This is a genomic window from Leptothoe sp. ISB3NOV94-8A (genome assembly GCF_043421595.1).
Lineage (GTDB): Bacteria > Cyanobacteriota > Cyanobacteriia > Phormidesmidales > Phormidesmidaceae > Leptothoe > Leptothoe turfae.
This window is the reverse complement of sequence record NZ_JAXSQW010000001.1, coordinates 5672348-5687753: the sequence shown is the minus strand read 5'-3', so window position 1 is coordinate 5687753 and position 15406 is coordinate 5672348. Positions and strand designations below refer to the sequence as shown.

The following is a 15406-nucleotide window of genomic DNA, read 5'->3' as shown; positions in this document are numbered from 1 at the left end:
CCTAAAAGTAGATGCGATCGCCCTGCAACAGCGGTAGATCCAACGCATTCGTATTATTTCCCAGATTTATAAACCGATAGTCTGGTGTATTCTCGACCCCTTCATAAACCAACCGTTGAGGTCTGGCTCGTAAAGCCGCCTGGCCATAGCGCTCCGCCACTTGCCGCAAGGTGGTGCCCACCGGCACATAGGCTGGCTGTTCTTGCACAAAAATAGCAATCTCAGGCACCACGGTGGCTCGCCCCCGGAAGTAGACCAATGCAATATTCGTTGGCGGTTGACTCCTGGCAGCCCTGGGATTGCGATAATAGGTTGTTGCCTCTTCTAACGTGTTGAAATCATTCGCCCCAATCAACAACGCCACTCGCTCTGCCCCAATGCGTCCCTGGGACGGTAGAAACTCATCCGGATACATCAACCGATAGAAGGCCTTACGATTCCCTGGTCGCAACAGATCTACTAAACCACTGGTCGCTTGACTGGTAGACTCCACCGCCGTTGGCACAGCTGACAAAAACGGATCAAACCCTAAAAAATCCTGTGCACCGTCCGTTTCAAAATGCAGGGTGTAATAAGCTGTCCCACTACTAACAAAACCCGTGTCAGCTGTTCTATCCACAGGATGCACAAACTGATAATTCTGGTATTCAACCCGTAGACGCATACCGCCTACTAGATCTACTGTCTGCGCATCGTAACTATAAACATATTGCAGGGCCTGAGTGATGGGCACAGGTAACAGTTTGGCCAGTCGTCGTCTAACCTGTTCAAAACTAGAGGGCCGCACAGAACGATTCGATAGCTGCCCTAGAAAGTTATCGTAGTCGCTAGCAATCTCACTGTCAGACCGTCCGGATAAGGACAATATCAATTGTGCATTCTGCTCAGACTGAATCAGTTCAAATAGTCCACGGGCAGACTTAATAGTTTCGACGCCACGCAAGACAGTGGGCAAAATGGTTGTCTGAGTTTCCGGGAACCTTGGCTGTGACCCATAAATTAGTACCGACTGACCTGAAACATCAATGATATAAAAATCTTCTTTAGATTGAACAACTGGAGCAAAAACCTCGTTGGCATAGCGACTGAGCTGTGCTGTGGCCTCAGCAAGTAAAGCATTGGGCGTAGGGGGAATGGTAAATGTTGTAAACTCCGGTACCGAGAGTACCTGACGTCGCCCAAACTCATCTTCCCAGGGAAAGGTACCGTTGACAGTAGCCACAAATCCGGCACCACTGAGCTCGATCAGAGTATCCAAACTCATAATTTGACGGCAACCTGGTGTCGGGCAGACCTTCACCTGATCAGCCACGACTACGGTTGTGCATGGCTCATGGATGGGACCCAGCGTCAGACTAAAGGGTAACTGGTAGAGGATGGCACTACGTAGGACAAACTGATCTTCGATAGAGTGTCCATAGAAATTAAAGGCGCGGTTAAGAGAATTGCCCGTTAGCAACACCCGATCTTCCGCAACAGCTCGCAGCGGGTCCTCCACGTATTCAATGACAAGATCTAAATCGGTAAGCTTAAAGTCTGTTTTGAAATCAAAGGGCCGGTTAATGCTTGGCAAGTTGATCTCAGACTCCCGCACATCAGCAATCAGCTCCCACTGAGGTCGATTGTCAAAACTACTGGGCTGTAGCTCAAAGTTCTCAACGGTGATTTCTCCTAAATCCTGCAAAATAAATGTGAGTGGCTGATTAGGCTGCGGAATTAAGGGTAAAAACTGTTCTGGTTGGCCCGAATTATCCTTGGTACCTAGGGTGAACTTATTCTGTTGCCAAAGTGTGGCTTCTACGGCACTGCTATTTTGCTCTAATGCCCAAGGATTGGGACCGACCTTTTTCCAGGAGAGGGTAATGCGATCAAACTGAAATTGGGGGGTTGCCAACCGAGGTGTCGTTGCCTTTGATTGAATCAAACTGAACTCATCTTCATATACGATTTCCGTTGCCAGGGGCTGATCTAATGGTGCTGGCATATCGGTTAACCTGAGGGCCCCTGTTGTCAGTACCTGGGGATAGTAAAGTTGGCGTACCTGCTCTGGAGTCAGCGCTTTGTTGTAAACAGCAATGCGATAAAATTCTCCTTGCCAGGAACGATTGGGATCTTTGAATTCGTTTGCGATCGCAAGTTCAAAATCTCCCCAAGTACTAAAATCACCACCGACAGTAGCCGAGTCAACCGGCTTGCCATCAAGATATAGATACGCGTTAGGCTCTCCTGCTATCGGCATAGAACGAGTAAACACTAGACATGTAGGCCGCAGTTGAACAGATTTATTTGGGGAGTGCAGCACATCTTCTTTATTTATTCGACCATTTTTATCAGTCACAGTTGTCCGCAGACGCACCACATAATGATCTTTTTGTTGGCCAACTAGAAAATTATGCTCGGAAAAATCTGACGATAATGTAATCAGACGATCTGGACCGCTTTGATTTTGCAGCGCCGGCTTAAACCACAGCACCACAGAAATTTCTTGGGTATCTTGACAGGCCTGAATCAGTCGCCTCACAGGTCGAGGAGCAGGCAATGGTTGTCTCGCATCACGGGGAGCGGTTGCGATCTCAGTATCTGCCTGGGTAAGCAAAGCACCCCGTTCAAGGGTGACCAAATCAGGGGTATACACCGTCAAATCAATCGCCACCTGGCCCGACGCATCACGAATGATATTCCCAGAAACAGCTTCAAATGAATATAACGTCTGCAAAGATGGCCACGGATGGGCAAGGGTTTTCACCGTAATTTCAGTCTCTTCAATCACCCCAACCTGGCCCACTGAAACCTTGGGACCCGTCGCATTGAAAACTAATTGGCCATCGTCCCATGCAGGAATCAGAGCCACTGGTTGTTCCAAAAGATCGAACAACAATATAACCTTAAGACCTCCAGATACTGCAACATCAGCAGCCATTTGAGTGAAGGTGAGATCTAAATCTTGAAACGTTACATGACCACTTGGGCTCACACCAAACGGAGCTGCCTGACGCACCGTTAATGTAAATACTGACTGCCCTGCAACATCACTAACCCCTACAGAAATATCTACGAAAGCTGGGCTGGGAGTGGCTGGCAATCCCGTCAAGACAATATGCCCTGGCACTTGCACATTGGCAGCTCCGCCCAAACTTTCCTGAACCAGCGCCCACCACTCTAATGCGGTCAATTGAGTGTTGTCAGATAGATCATAAAACTGAATTTGCAGCTGACTGATTTGAACCCCAAAATGCCTGGCACTCTCTGGCGCAGCAGGATTTGTCACCACCAAGCGACCTTGGCCAATCACATCTGACATAAACTCAACTCAACAACAACAGAGAAAGTTACCGAAAAGCCAGCTCACCAGCATCGCCGTGAGCCAATAAAACTTAATAAAGATGCTGCTCTAGTAAAACCACTTATTGTTTGCAAGCATATCCACTGTAGTTGATGCATTCAAAGTAGCAGCCATAATTCTTCATGTTTTTGTAACATGCAGCACCCGCATCAACCCATAAAAAGAGGTCAATCTACTTCCGTTAGTTTAATCAAGAAAATCTAAGGCAAATCAATTTAGCAAAAGGATATATATTATTAAAAACGAAGATTGCTGAAATACCAGTGGTATTTCCTTTATTACAGGTTAATCATAATGTGTTGAAATATATATTTCAACAGGATCTCGTGGTAAGAGCTTAAACATCAAAAACAACATTCTATACATCCTTCAGGCATTGGAGGTTTGCAGCGATCTATTGCCTCCATGCGGCATATCCGCATAAAATCAAGCTTTTAGAGCGACATTATTTATTGATTTTCTTCTGTCACACGTATTTCAAATCACAGATTTAGAAACACCTGTAGGCTAGTGTTGAGCCAGTCTTCAGGTCATTGTCATTTTTAATAATCTTGTGAAACTACACCATAGGCTCTGAGCAAAGCCCTTTTAACGAAGCAAAAATCTTAACCCTCTTCAATATAATCTGGGGACACATTTATCTGGGGGCATCACTCATGAATCCTTTAGATCAGCCTTATCTCAATCAGATACAGGAGATTAATTTTCAGCCAATTTTTATTCTTGGCGATCATCGCTCAGGAACAACTCTGCTTTACCAGACTCTAGCATCGACACAATACTTTAATGTGGTGACGGCCTATCACATTATCAAGTACAACGAGATCTTACATAACCATTTCAATCATCTTGAAAAACAAAAATATCAAGAACTACAGACAGAGTTTAGGCAATTAGGGATTAGCGATCGCGAATTCGATGCAGTCCCCGTTTCTCCAGAACTACCCGAAGAATATGGCTTCATTATTCGCAATGCCGGACACGAGCTTTATATCAACGATGCAAGCTTACCCAAGTTTTTAGAAGCCTGTCGCAAGATCCAGAGCATCTCCGATTCTGGTAAACCCATTCTGCTCAAAAATCCCTGGTGCTATCCTCACTTTCTCTATATTCGCCAGGCCATACCCAATGCAAGATTTATCTTTATCCACCGCAATCCCATCCATGTAATCAACTCAAAGCTCAAAACAGTGGATAAAGTCCTCTCTGAGTGGAATGCCTACACAGGACTTGTTTCCAACCGATACAACAAGATCTTCAAAAATCCACTTTTTCGGCTGATTTACCGCATCATGTATTTTCCATACTTGGGTATCGGCCTCAATAAAGTCTTGCAACAATCTTTGACGTCTACGTCTTATTTTATGAGTAACATTCAGAGTCTGCCAGACTCGGTCTATGTGTCTATCCGATTTGAAGATCTTTGTGAACAGCCCCAAGCCACACTGAAAAAGATTTTTGACTTTCTAGACGTCAAACCAGACGTGGCTATCGACTATGATTCACTGATCAAAAAGCGACCTACCCAGTTAATACCAACAGTGGCACAACACCAACAACGCATCATCCAACGACTAACGCCCTACTTTGAATTGCACAATTATCCTACAATTGCATCAAGCTAGTTTTTGGCAGAGTCAGTCACTAACAACCTCCATAGAGCCTTAGCTAGGATAGGTCATCGAACTACGCCGTCTGAGTTAACACAAGAACGTCTGCTCCCGATGTCTTTAGCTAATAAAAACTTAAAAGCAATGCGATGAAAGTTATAGATTGTTTTGTAAGGGACATTGCATTTAAGCTATTGCTGTTCTGACCGTAAGAGTTAATTCCTTCATGGTGCTATCACAGCCGCTCTATCATGCGACTCCTCGCCCTCAGGCGAGTGAACCTGTTAAACGTCCCAGTGCATTAGTCATGGCAGCCCTTTTCAGCGCGATATTGCTTTGGGCCTCAGCTTTTCCCGCCATTAGTGTTGCGTTAACAGCCTACAGCCCATTAGAGGTAGCTGTTTTACGCTACCTAGTCGCATCTGCAATCCTGTTAGTTTATGCCCTTCTCAAACGAATGCCATTACCACGTCGACAAGACTGGCCGCTGCTCAGTCTCTGTGGGATCACAGGATTTACTCTTTACAATGTGTTTTTAAATGCGGGCCAACTAACAGTGTCTGCTGGCATGGCCAGTTTTATTATCTCGTCAGAAATTGGCATTATCGCTTTACTGGCATCACTGTTTTATCGTGAAAAGCTTACTCAAGCAGGCTGGTGCGGGATTAGCCTTTGTGTAGCTGGTGTAGCCACCATTTCTCTTGCCAGTAGCGGCAGTTTACAGTTCTCCCTTGGAGCATTGTTGGTGTTTATGGCCACGCTTTGCATCAGCGTTTACTCAGTCATCCAAAAACCGTTATTACAGCGCTACACTGCAATTCAATTTACGACCTATGCTATCTGGGCAGGTACTCTAGTCTTAGTGTTATTTGCACCCCATGCTGTGTTTTCTACACTGCATGCGCCCTTTGGGCCAACGCTATCAGTTGTTTACATGGGGTTGTTTCCAGGGGTAGTTGCTTACATTGCTTGGTCCTATGTGCTTTCTAAGATTCCGGCATCCCAAGCTGGCAGTTACCTATCGCTCATTCCTGTAGCGGCTCTGTTTATTGCTTGGCTATGGTTACGAGAGATACCGAGTCTGGTTTCATTGGTAGGTGGTGTGATTGTCTTATCCGGTATCATGCTCGTGAATTGGCAGAATAAAGCGTAGCTACAGCCATATCCTTTCTCTCGATAGCTGAGAATCTTCCTGCAAAGATGATGGCTCCACCGCTCACCATGGCATCAACCCCAGTCTCCATAGAGTTATGTCACTGCTTAATCAGGATAACAGTGACAAAAACAACATTAACGTTTGTATCAAAGCAGAGATATTGAAGCACTGCCGACATACTCTAAGGACATGAGCTGAAAGGCTCATAGTCAAAACGAAAGGAGGTCTGACGATAGATATCTCGATAGAATCGTTTGACGGATCAAAGACAGCACCCAAACAAATCACTGATATCTCTTCTTACTGGCACTAGAGAGTTTTGTTTATAGTAGGTTCACCTTACATACGACAACTCTAAGAAGTCTTGTTGAGCTTAGAAGAATCCTTCAGTCGATTGTTTTGGGTGCTGTTGTGTTTTAAAAAATGAGTTATCTAAGAGTATCAACCTGGACCAGAAAGCTGCCTGTAAATACTTTTAACCAGACTATCTGAGGTATTGGTTAGCTTTTTAACAACTAAAGCTGCAACACCCCCATCCTCAAGGATGATGCCCAGCAATAGGTGATTGGGCTCAATGTGCTCATCACCTAGCTTTTTAGCTTCTTCAAGACCGATCTCTAGCACACGCTTTGCCCTAGGGGTGAATGGAATTTTCGTATCTATAAATCCTGTCCCAAGACCAATAATCTGTTCCACCTCTTGGCGTGCATCTTCCAGGGTTATCGCTCGTTCTGAGAGAACATTAGCAGCTGCATTGTCACCGTCTGCCAACATCCCTAACAGTATCTGCTCTGTACCAACAAAGTTGTGTCCCATTCTCCTAGCCTCATCCTGAGCCTGAACAATAATGGCACGGGACTTTTCTGTAAACCGCTCAAACATAAACTAAACCTCCAAATTATTGACAACAGTTGACATTGGATAGACAGCAGTCACTATCCTCCAAACAATTTCCGACAAGATGGCAACATAAGCCATCGCTGTAGTCAGCAGTGCTCAACAAAATGAACAAAATTTTAAACACAAACTCTCAGCCAACTCTCAAGCGTTATAACGCTATGCTAAGGGGCAACCTCAGAGCATAGGTCGCCACACTTTCTAGCAGTGACGTTCCTTAATATTTTCAAAAGTGCTAAACAGCCTATGTTCTGACACTTACGACCAAGTACTTAGCAGCTCTACCTCCATGAGCAGCTAATCAACAATTATATCCACTCTAAAAAGAAATGACACCTATGATGAGCCAAAGTGATAATTGGCCACCATTTAAGTGATGCCGTTGTTGCTTTAGAGGAGGATCAGTAACGCTTAGGTTATGCATTTGCCTGCTCCTTTGCCAGGCCATGCATCTTCTCTGCTGTGATTTCATCAGCTGGAAACAGGCACTCAATGCGTAACTCTTGTAGGGTGATATCGTAGGGTGTGCCTAACGTAGCCAGAGTGGAAAAGAATGCCAGGGTAGTGCCTTCTTTCTCAAACTTGACCGTTAACAACGGCACCTGCCAAGATTCATAATCATTTGATTGCCAAAGAGTTTTGATGTCAGGGAATTTCAACATTTCCTGGAACAGACGCTCAGACAGACTATTTTCACCAGCGGACACTGCCTCACGATGGATCCGACGGATTGACACAGCAGCCACAGCTTCCCAATTAGTCACTATTGGCCGCAACACATCCGGGCGGAGCATCGCCTTCATTAAATTTATCTGTCCACTGGCCGAGCAACAGTTCATCAGCTGCTCCGGTTTAATCAGATATGTCAACAAACGTTGCGCCGATTGGTTACTCTCCAATTGATTCCAATAGCGATCCATCACGATCGCCGGATAAGGCTCCTGCTGGCGCAGCATAAAATCCAGTGCCTGCCGAATCGGTGCTAACTCCGGTGCAGATAAGTCGCTCTCTACAAAAACAGGGGCAAACCCTGCTGCCGTTAGCAACGTATTTTGATCACGAAACGGTATTTCTAAAACCGTTCCCAGTCGCAAAATCATCTCTCGACTGGGCTGGGAACGCCCCGATTCTAAAAAGCTTAGATGCCGCTGGGATACATCACTAGCTAGCGCTAGCGCTAGCTGACTAAAGCCACGCTGCTTCCGCCAGGATTTCAGCAATGTTGTGAACGGCGCTGCTGACATCAGTTTCAAAGTTTCACGAATTCGATTACCTCAAAGGTAATTGTTTCTATTATGTGGGCAGGCCATAATCGTTGCAATCACCGCTACGGAAACTCATGATGAGCACTATCTCTATCCAGCAGTCCAGACCTCTAAGGTGCAAACTGTATCTGACGCTAACTGTTATCGGTAGCATCCTGCCTTGGATATTTCTGGATCAGTTTCTCTTCTCAGGGACGGCCTCAGCCTCAAAGTTTTTTGCCCAAGCATTTTCTACACCAGTGGGTATCGCCCTCACCGTTGACTTATCTATTTCTTGTCTGGTCTTTTTCTGTTTCGCCTGGTTCGAACTATCGCGAATTGGCCTATCCCGACGTTGGCTATGGCTCTATTTAGGTTGCACCTTGGGTGTGGGTTTGTCCTGCTCTCTACCCCTCTTTCTATATATGCGAGAGCGGCAGCTAGGTAGCCTGGGTCAATAGAGAAGCTTTCCGTCATACTAGAGGTGGTAGCGATTCCACTTCTAGTATGCAAATCCATCGCCTCAACGCCTGGTCAGATAATTATATTTTTTTGCTTCAGGATGGACCTAGGGCAGCCGTTGTAGATCCAACTGAAGCGCAGTCTGTCTTAAGTAAGCTTGAGGAATTGGGTGCTGAACTCATCGCTATTTTCAACACCCATCACCATGGTGACCATGTGGGGGGTAATCGTGAACTACTGGCTAAATTTCCTAACACAACGGTTTACGCTAGTGAAGCTGATCGCGATCGCATTCCTGGCCAAACAGTATTCCTCCACGAAGGTGATACCGTCACATTTGGTGGACGCACCGGCCAAGTCTTCTTTGTGCCTGGTCACACCAAAGGCCACATTGCCTATTATTTTGCTCCGGTTGAAGCGCATCAGCCGGGAGAATTATTCTGCGGTGATACCCTATTTGCCGGTGGCTGTGGACGACTATTTGAAGGCACCCCAGCCCAAATGGTCAATTCCCTGAGCAAATTACGGCAGCTGCCAGACAATACGCGCGTTTGGTGCGCCCATGAATATACCCTCAGCAATCTCAAATTTGCAGTGACCGTAGATGGGCAAAACGCAGATTTGCAAGACCGTTATCAACAGGTACAAGTAGCCCGCAAACGTCAGGAGGCCACAGTCCCCTCATGGCTAGGTATTGAGAAAAAAACTAATCCCTTTTTGCGCTGGGACCAACCCGCACTCCAGGCAACCGCTAAGATGAAAGAGCCTGCTCGCGTTTTTGGGCGTATTCGTGGCATGAAAGATATGTTCTAGCACATCACCCGATTGGGTGATCTAGTTGGGGGATGTCAGGCCGGACGCCAATTTATACATTAGGGACATAATGCGTAGACACACTTCCCTATGACATTGGCCCCCTCCCTTGCTATCAAAATGCTGGGTGGCATAGCCCTCACTGCGTTTTGGCTTGTTCCCCTGCACATCTCCCGTGCTGAATCTTCCCTGTGGCAACTGACTGCTTGGCAACCCACTGCCACTACAGCTGTCGGTATGACAGGTATGGACGCGACAGAGCCTGACACTTCAAACTCTGTAGTGAATGGGGTGCGATCGCAATCCACATCACCCTTCTCGCCCAAAATATTTAGTGTCTCCCTACACAGCCGCTATTTCAGCACGGGAACATCCCTCATCTATACTTGGTAGCTAAGCTTAAGCCTTTCAGAGGCAGACCACTCTCAACCCACACGACCAAGGTGACATGGTCCTATGCCGCTCAATATTTTGATTGTCGAAGATGATCCCATGATGCGTCTGGGTCTCACCCATTCCCTTGCGCACAAGGAGACGATAACCATCATTGGTGAAGCCAGTGATGGTTATCAAGGTGTGGCCATGGCCGCATCAGAACAGCCCCATGTTGTCCTCATGGATGTAGGCATGCCCCGCATGGATGGCATCGCAGCTACACAAGAAATTAAACAGCGATTCCCCAACATTCGGGTTGTGGTTTTCACCTCCCATACCGATCAAACTGAAGTGATCGCCGCTCTCTCTAGCGGAGCCGACGCCTACTGCATTAAGGGAACCAATATCGATACCCTGATGCAGGCCATCAACGTTGCCGCCAGCGGAGGGATTTATCTAGATCCTCAAATTGCCCAGCAGGTGGTGACCTGTTTAACCCACCAGCCACCAGCTCCGATTCCAGATCATCCCCTATCGGCACGCGAACTGGAAGTGCTCAAGTTAATTGTTGAAGGGTATAGCAATCCAGAAATCGGCGAGAAGTTGTTTCTGAGTACCAACACGGTTAAAACCTATGTGAAGGGCATTATGAACAAACTGGTAGTCAATGATCGAGTGCAAGCAGCCGTATTAGCCCTAAGAAGGGGTTGGGTTAGTTAAGGGCAACGTTAGCCAAAAAGTACTGCCTGCCCCCAAGTCAGATTCCACACCGATGGTGCCACCATGGGCAGCAACAATCTGCTGTGCAATGTGTAATCCTAAGCCAATGCTCAAATGACGCCGACGATGTCCCTGGGAATATAAGCTAAAAAGATGGGTGCATTGGTCAGTTGTCATGCCCACACCATTATCCCGCACAGAACAACGTATATGGGGCTGAGGCTGAGACTCCACCGAAGCCTTAATCCATATGGAAATACCTGGTGGATTATGGTTTAAGGCATTGATAATCAGATTATGAAACACCCTCCACAGCTGAGTCATATCACCAGCAATGGTTGGCAACTCAGGAGACAGCTGATTAGCCACCATAATATTCGATTCTTGTAGTTGTGGAGCCACCTCCTGACAAACTGCATCAACGAGAGAACATAGCGAGACATTCTGTCGCTGTAGCACCAGACCTTTTAAATTGTTATTGTGAGCCTCCAACAGGCTATTGATTAGGACCAGCTGACGATCTCCCCCCTGCAGCATCTGCTCTAGCAAAGTGCGAGGCATCGCAATTGTGTCTCCGGGCTGGGCTAACAAGCTTTTGAGCAATAGCTGAGTACCCGTTACAGGATTACGTAAGTCATGGGAAACGGCATGCAAAAAGGTTTGTATTTCTTGCCGCGCTTCAAACTCTTTGTAGCGTAATCGCTCGTAGAGGTAGACAGACAAGTCTGCCACAAAACACACCCATAACAAATAAATATAAGCGGCCACCGAGCCCAGAATTAAGTTAGAGCGCTCCGCTGCGTTTTCTACATTGAAAAAGGCAACTGTGATCAGCAATGTTAGGGGAATTAAAAGCGTTAGTTGCGATCGCAAATGCAGTTGCCATCGAACGGGCACCACGGTCGACTGAGCTAAAAACACCATGGTCCACAGGATGATGTCAGAATCATCTATATTACCGCCAATCAAGGACGCAGTCAGCAATGAAAGCGTTACTCCAGCTGACATTCCCCAGAAGATTAACCCTGGATGTTGTTTCCCCCATGGGAGCATCTGTAGACCCAGTGCTACGGCAAACACGAATCCAATCACACCATTAATCACAAAGTCATTCCGTTCCATATAGTCCGGCACCGTTAACCAGACCCAAGTCTCAAATAAGACAAAACTGACCAGCACAAATACCAATAGCCAAATCAACAGTCTCAGACGTTGATGGAAAAATTGTTGTCGCCACTGTTTATAAACGCTCAATACACTAGGTGACTCAACGTGTGGAGGAAAGTAGTGACGCCACCAAGCGCGCGCATAATGTAACATGGCATCCAAAAACGACTAACGCCTATTTTCTCAAATCAAACTCAACCTAACGTATCCAGGCATGAAATTCACAGCATACCGTTGCTAATTGAAGGGATGAAGCGAGGACAAAATAACCCTGAATCAGCATTGTCAGATTAACTCCTCTCAAGGCTCAGCAACGCCCACAGCATACTTCAAATGTCATGCATTTCATCCCCCTTAAGCCAACAACTTATAGCAGCGCGAATGAGCTGATAAACCGATCGACATCTGTCTCATTATCGTCAATAGCAAATAGCAAATAGGCACGCTCATTGACAAGATAGAAACGCATGTCAATGGTTCCTTCATCATGGCTATAGCGATAGCGCCGACCTGGGTGCCCCCCCAGCTGAACGTTCACTTCTACAGCCTTTAAAACTGCAGGGTCAATGTCTTCAAATGAGTCTCTTAGATTATTGAGAACAACCTCTGACCCTTGGCTCAGAAAAGTGGTGGGCAAATCAGAATACGCAACCATATATTGACTGTTAGAACTAGACGTTTCAAAGATATGGATTTCAACCGGATCCCCTTCAATGTCATCATCTTCAGTGGTGACGTCTGGAGGTGTGGGAAATGCGATCTCAAAACGTCCTGGTGATGATGAATATAAAGAACTTTGGGCAAGTTGCCATGGAGCCACAGGTTCAAAGGCAGCAACCGGCATGCCAGGCAGCATGCCCACAGCTCCTATAGCACTCAAGGCAATCACACTTTCCATCATTAGACGACGGATCAATCGAGATCTATGCATACTCATAAAGTTAGTCTCCAAAACTAGTCGGTCGGAACATCGGGCTACCTAACGTTTCTATAGATTAGTTTTGAGACTCTAATGATCACTACGCCCAACCGGTTCACCCAATCGGGTGATTGAGCCAGTGCTTGTTGATTTGGAATACAGTCTTCTACCAAAGGTGGTCATGAACAAACACCTGTACCACCCTAGAGCTGATCCAAGTCAGGTATTAATAACCAATTGACTAATAACTCCACACCTCAAAAAGTGCCAGGCTCGTCACTTCGTATTTTAAATTTGCCTCAGGCGGACCTGAGTCTATAGAATGTTAGACTGCACTAGTTTTATTACGGGTCAAAGAAGGAGACTGGGCCACATAAACCGTTTTTACGTTGAAGGATTGCATCCAAAACGTACTCAAAGCGCGCTTTATCTGGGCTCGAGCAGAATCATTATGGCAAAACGGGTTCAGTTAGTTCTAAGTCAAGATATTAGCAAGCTAGGTAAGACAGGCGACCTCGTCGAAGTAGCTCCTGGCTATGCTCGCAACTATTTATTGCCTCGTGGTTTGGGGTATCGGGCAACTCCCGGTGTGCTCAAACAGGTAGAGCGCCGCCGTGAAGAGGAGCGTCAGCGTCTTGAGCAGATTAAGCAAGATGCTGAAGCCATGAAGACTGCGATCGCAACCATCGGTCTCTTCACCATCAAGAAAGAGGTGGGCGAAAATGAGGCAATCTTCGGTACAGTCACTGCTGATGAAGTTGCCGAGCTGATCAAGACCAACACTGGTAAAGACATCGACAAGCGCGATATTGATGTTCCCCCCATCAATAAGCTGGGTGAGTACACTGTGCTGGTTAAGCTCCACGCTGAAGTCACTGCAGAACTACGGCTACGGGTTGCTTAGGTTATTTAACCCACTGCAAGCATTGCGCTTAAATGCCTGCAATACAATGCACTCATCATTCGATCAAGCCCTAGGTTGCTCATCAAATCTAGGGCTTCCTTATGGGCAACCAACGTACGCGAACTAACTATGAAAGGGGATGAATGCTTTGCAAAAGCCCCCTGAGAACTCTGACACACTAGATCATGTCAGGGCAAAGCGCATATAATACAAATGAACTAAAAAACCTGTAGCCAGGTTATAAATACTCGTTTTCCCTGTTATCTTCTCTATCTATAGCGTTTTGTAATCACCCTTGACGCTAGATGTGGATGGCTAAGATACTGATAAACAGGGAGTGGCATAGACTGCTACGTAACTATCCGGCATGCGCTTCAAATATTTTCATGCCGCTTGCCGCTCCCCTCTTTTAGCTCCCCTCACCATATTGCCTGAAGGTCATCATGGCTAAAGAACATAAGTTTCAAGCAGATTTTGATCGCCTACCACCTCAGAACATCGACGCTGAAGAGGCTATCTTAGGCGGTATTTTATTGGACCCAGAGGCCATGGGTCGTGTTACTGAAATTTTGGTCCCCGATGCCTTTTATATTGCCAGTCACCGCGAAATCTATCGAGCTACCCTTGAACTACAGGCTAAGGGCAAACCCACTGACCTGATGACCGTTGCCTCCTGGCTCAAAGATCACAACTTGCTTGAAAAAGCTGGCGGGCAAGCCCGTTTGGCCCAGCTGTTTGACCGCACCATCAGCGCCGCTAACATTGACCAGTACGCCAAACTGGTCATGGATAAATACACCCGCCGTAAACTAATCCAAATCGGGGGTGAAATTGCCCAGCTCGGCTATGAAACTGAAACTGCCATCGAAATGGTCCTCGACCAGTCTGAGCAAAAGATCTTCGGCATTACCCAAGAGCGTCCCCAGCAAGGGCTCACTGCGACATCTGACATCCTGACTGAAACCTTCGACGATATCGAACAGCGCTCCATGGGCATGGTGCTGCCTGGTTTATCTTGCGGCTTCTATGATCTCGACGCCATGACTCAGGGGTTTCAGCGATCTGATCTGATCATCGCTGCTGGACGTCCGGCCATGGGCAAAACAAGCTTTGTCCTGAACGTGGCTCGCAACATTGCAGGCGGACACAAGCAACCCATCGCTATATTCAGTTTGGAGATGTCCAAACAGCAGCTCGTGTATCGTCTGCTATCGGCAGAGGCCAGAATTGAAAGTGGTCGCCTACGCACTGGGCGCATTGGGCAGCATGAGTGGGAACCTTTGGGACATGCCATTAGTTCTCTGTCTCAAATCCCCATTTTTATCGATGACACCCCCAATATTTCAGTAACTGAGATGCGCTCTAAATGCCGTCGTCTTAAAGCTGAAAATGGTGGTGCCTTGGGACTTATCCTGATCGACTACCTCCAGCTGATGGAAGGCAGTAGCGATAACCGAGTCCAAGAACTCTCTAAAATCACGCGATCGCTAAAAGGGCTTGCCAGAGAACTCAATGTGCCAATTATATCTCTCTCCCAGCTCAGTCGCGGTGTCGAGTCGCGTACTAACAAACGCCCCATGATGTCCGATCTTCGTGAAAGTGGATCTATCGAGCAGGACGCAGATTTAATTATGATGCTGTATCGCGAAGAATACTACGACCCTGACACCCCTGATCGAGGTCTCGCAGAAGTCATCATCGCTAAGCACCGTAATGGTCCTACAGGAACCATAAAATTGTTATTTGAACCCCAATATACTCTCTTTAGAAACCTTGCTAAACCAAATTCATAGGAG

12 protein-coding genes and 1 pseudogene are annotated in these 15406 nt (G+C 46.6%); 8 read left to right on the top strand and 5 right to left on the bottom strand.

What is annotated here, in order from left to right:
- Position 1: 1 nt before the first annotated feature.
- Positions 2-3301 (bottom strand): LamG-like jellyroll fold domain-containing protein, encoded by a 3300-nt coding sequence (locus tag SPB21_RS24385; RefSeq protein ID WP_499867896.1) that lies wholly within the window; start codon positions 3299-3301, stop codon positions 2-4.
- 698 nt (positions 3302-3999) lie between these two features.
- On the opposite strand from SPB21_RS24385, the gene SPB21_RS24380 reads away from it, so the two are divergent.
- Together SPB21_RS24380 and SPB21_RS24375 are read left to right on the top strand one after the other, a co-directional pair.
- Positions 4000-4968: a sulfotransferase family protein gene (locus tag SPB21_RS24380; RefSeq protein ID WP_163696415.1), complete on the top strand. Its 969-nt coding sequence runs from the start codon at positions 4000-4002 to the stop codon at positions 4966-4968.
- Between the two features lie 211 nt (positions 4969-5179).
- Positions 5180-6106, top strand: a complete 927-nt coding sequence (locus SPB21_RS24375; protein ID WP_499867895.1) for a DMT family transporter — start codon at positions 5180-5182, stop codon at positions 6104-6106.
- Between the two features lie 504 nt (positions 6107-6610).
- Here SPB21_RS24375 and SPB21_RS24370 read toward each other — a convergent pair.
- Together SPB21_RS24370 and SPB21_RS24365 are read right to left on the bottom strand one after the other, a co-directional pair.
- Positions 6611-6991, bottom strand: a pseudogene (locus tag SPB21_RS24370) (Clp protease N-terminal domain-containing protein); the annotation flags it as partial.
- Positions 6992-7422: 431 nt separating this feature from the next.
- Positions 7423-8250 (bottom strand): helix-turn-helix domain-containing protein, encoded by an 828-nt coding sequence (locus tag SPB21_RS24365; RefSeq protein ID WP_499867894.1) that lies wholly within the window; start codon positions 8248-8250, stop codon positions 7423-7425.
- A gap of 95 nt (positions 8251-8345) precedes the next feature.
- On the opposite strand from SPB21_RS24365, the gene SPB21_RS24360 reads away from it, so the two are divergent.
- From SPB21_RS24360 to SPB21_RS24345, 4 genes are all read left to right on the top strand, one after another.
- Positions 8346-8711 (top strand): DUF2834 domain-containing protein, encoded by a 366-nt coding sequence (locus SPB21_RS24360; RefSeq protein WP_250565580.1) that lies wholly within the window; start codon positions 8346-8348, stop codon positions 8709-8711.
- Positions 8712-8757: 46 nt separating this feature from the next.
- Positions 8758-9525: a hydroxyacylglutathione hydrolase gene (gene gloB, locus SPB21_RS24355; protein ID WP_163696424.1), complete on the top strand. Its 768-nt coding sequence runs from the start codon at positions 8758-8760 to the stop codon at positions 9523-9525.
- 90 nt (positions 9526-9615) lie between these two features.
- The gene (locus SPB21_RS24350) at positions 9616-9918 is read left to right on the top strand and encodes a hypothetical protein (RefSeq protein ID WP_499867893.1); all 303 of its coding nucleotides are present in this window, start codon (positions 9616-9618) and stop codon (positions 9916-9918) included.
- A 63-nt stretch (positions 9919-9981) separates the two neighbouring features.
- Positions 9982-10620 carry a response regulator gene (locus SPB21_RS24345; RefSeq protein ID WP_163659148.1) on the top strand — a complete coding sequence of 213 codons (639 nt, stop codon included), beginning with the start codon at positions 9982-9984 and terminating at the stop codon, positions 10618-10620.
- Here the strand turns inward: SPB21_RS24345 and SPB21_RS24340 are convergent.
- Both SPB21_RS24340 and SPB21_RS24335 read right to left on the bottom strand, forming a co-directional pair.
- Positions 10597-11874, bottom strand: a complete 1278-nt coding sequence (locus SPB21_RS24340) for a sensor histidine kinase (protein WP_163696426.1) — start codon at positions 11872-11874, stop codon at positions 10597-10599. The two genes, SPB21_RS24345 and SPB21_RS24340, sit on opposite strands and share 24 nt — an antisense overlap.
- Positions 11875-12154: 280 nt before the next feature.
- Complete coding sequence (locus SPB21_RS24335) at positions 12155-12724, bottom strand: hypothetical protein (RefSeq protein ID WP_490795434.1); 570 nt, start codon at positions 12722-12724, stop codon at positions 12155-12157.
- 433 nt (positions 12725-13157) lie between these two features.
- On the opposite strand from SPB21_RS24335, the gene rplI reads away from it, so the two are divergent.
- Complete coding sequence (gene rplI / locus SPB21_RS24330; protein WP_163659145.1) at positions 13158-13610, top strand: 50S ribosomal protein L9; 453 nt, start codon at positions 13158-13160, stop codon at positions 13608-13610.
- Positions 13611-14053: 443 nt separating this feature from the next.
- Positions 14054-15403: a replicative DNA helicase gene (gene dnaB / locus SPB21_RS24325; RefSeq protein ID WP_163659144.1), complete on the top strand. Its 1350-nt coding sequence runs from the start codon at positions 14054-14056 to the stop codon at positions 15401-15403.
- Positions 15404-15406 lie beyond the last annotated feature (3 nt).

Coding starts and splice junctions, on each gene's coding strand:
- rplI (WP_163659145.1), top strand. CDS start 13,158: ATGGCAAAACGGGTTCAGTTAGTTCTAAGTCAAGATATTAGCAAGCTA.
- dnaB (WP_163659144.1), top strand. CDS start 14,054: ATGGCTAAAGAACATAAGTTTCAAGCAGATTTTGATCGCCTACCACCT.
- SPB21_RS24365 (WP_499867894.1), bottom strand. CDS start 8,250: ATGTCAGCAGCGCCGTTCACAACATTGCTGAAATCCTGGCGGAAGCAG.
- SPB21_RS24345 (WP_163659148.1), top strand. CDS start 9,982: ATGCCGCTCAATATTTTGATTGTCGAAGATGATCCCATGATGCGTCTG.
- SPB21_RS24360 (WP_250565580.1), top strand. CDS start 8,346: ATGATGAGCACTATCTCTATCCAGCAGTCCAGACCTCTAAGGTGCAAA.
- SPB21_RS24375 (WP_499867895.1), top strand. CDS start 5,180: ATGGTGCTATCACAGCCGCTCTATCATGCGACTCCTCGCCCTCAGGCG.
- SPB21_RS24385 (WP_499867896.1), bottom strand. CDS start 3,301: ATGTCAGATGTGATTGGCCAAGGTCGCTTGGTGGTGACAAATCCTGCT.
- SPB21_RS24350 (WP_499867893.1), top strand. CDS start 9,616: ATGACATTGGCCCCCTCCCTTGCTATCAAAATGCTGGGTGGCATAGCC.
- SPB21_RS24380 (WP_163696415.1), top strand. CDS start 4,000: ATGAATCCTTTAGATCAGCCTTATCTCAATCAGATACAGGAGATTAAT.
- SPB21_RS24335 (WP_490795434.1), bottom strand. CDS start 12,724: ATGAGTATGCATAGATCTCGATTGATCCGTCGTCTAATGATGGAAAGT.
- gloB (WP_163696424.1), top strand. CDS start 8,758: ATGCAAATCCATCGCCTCAACGCCTGGTCAGATAATTATATTTTTTTG.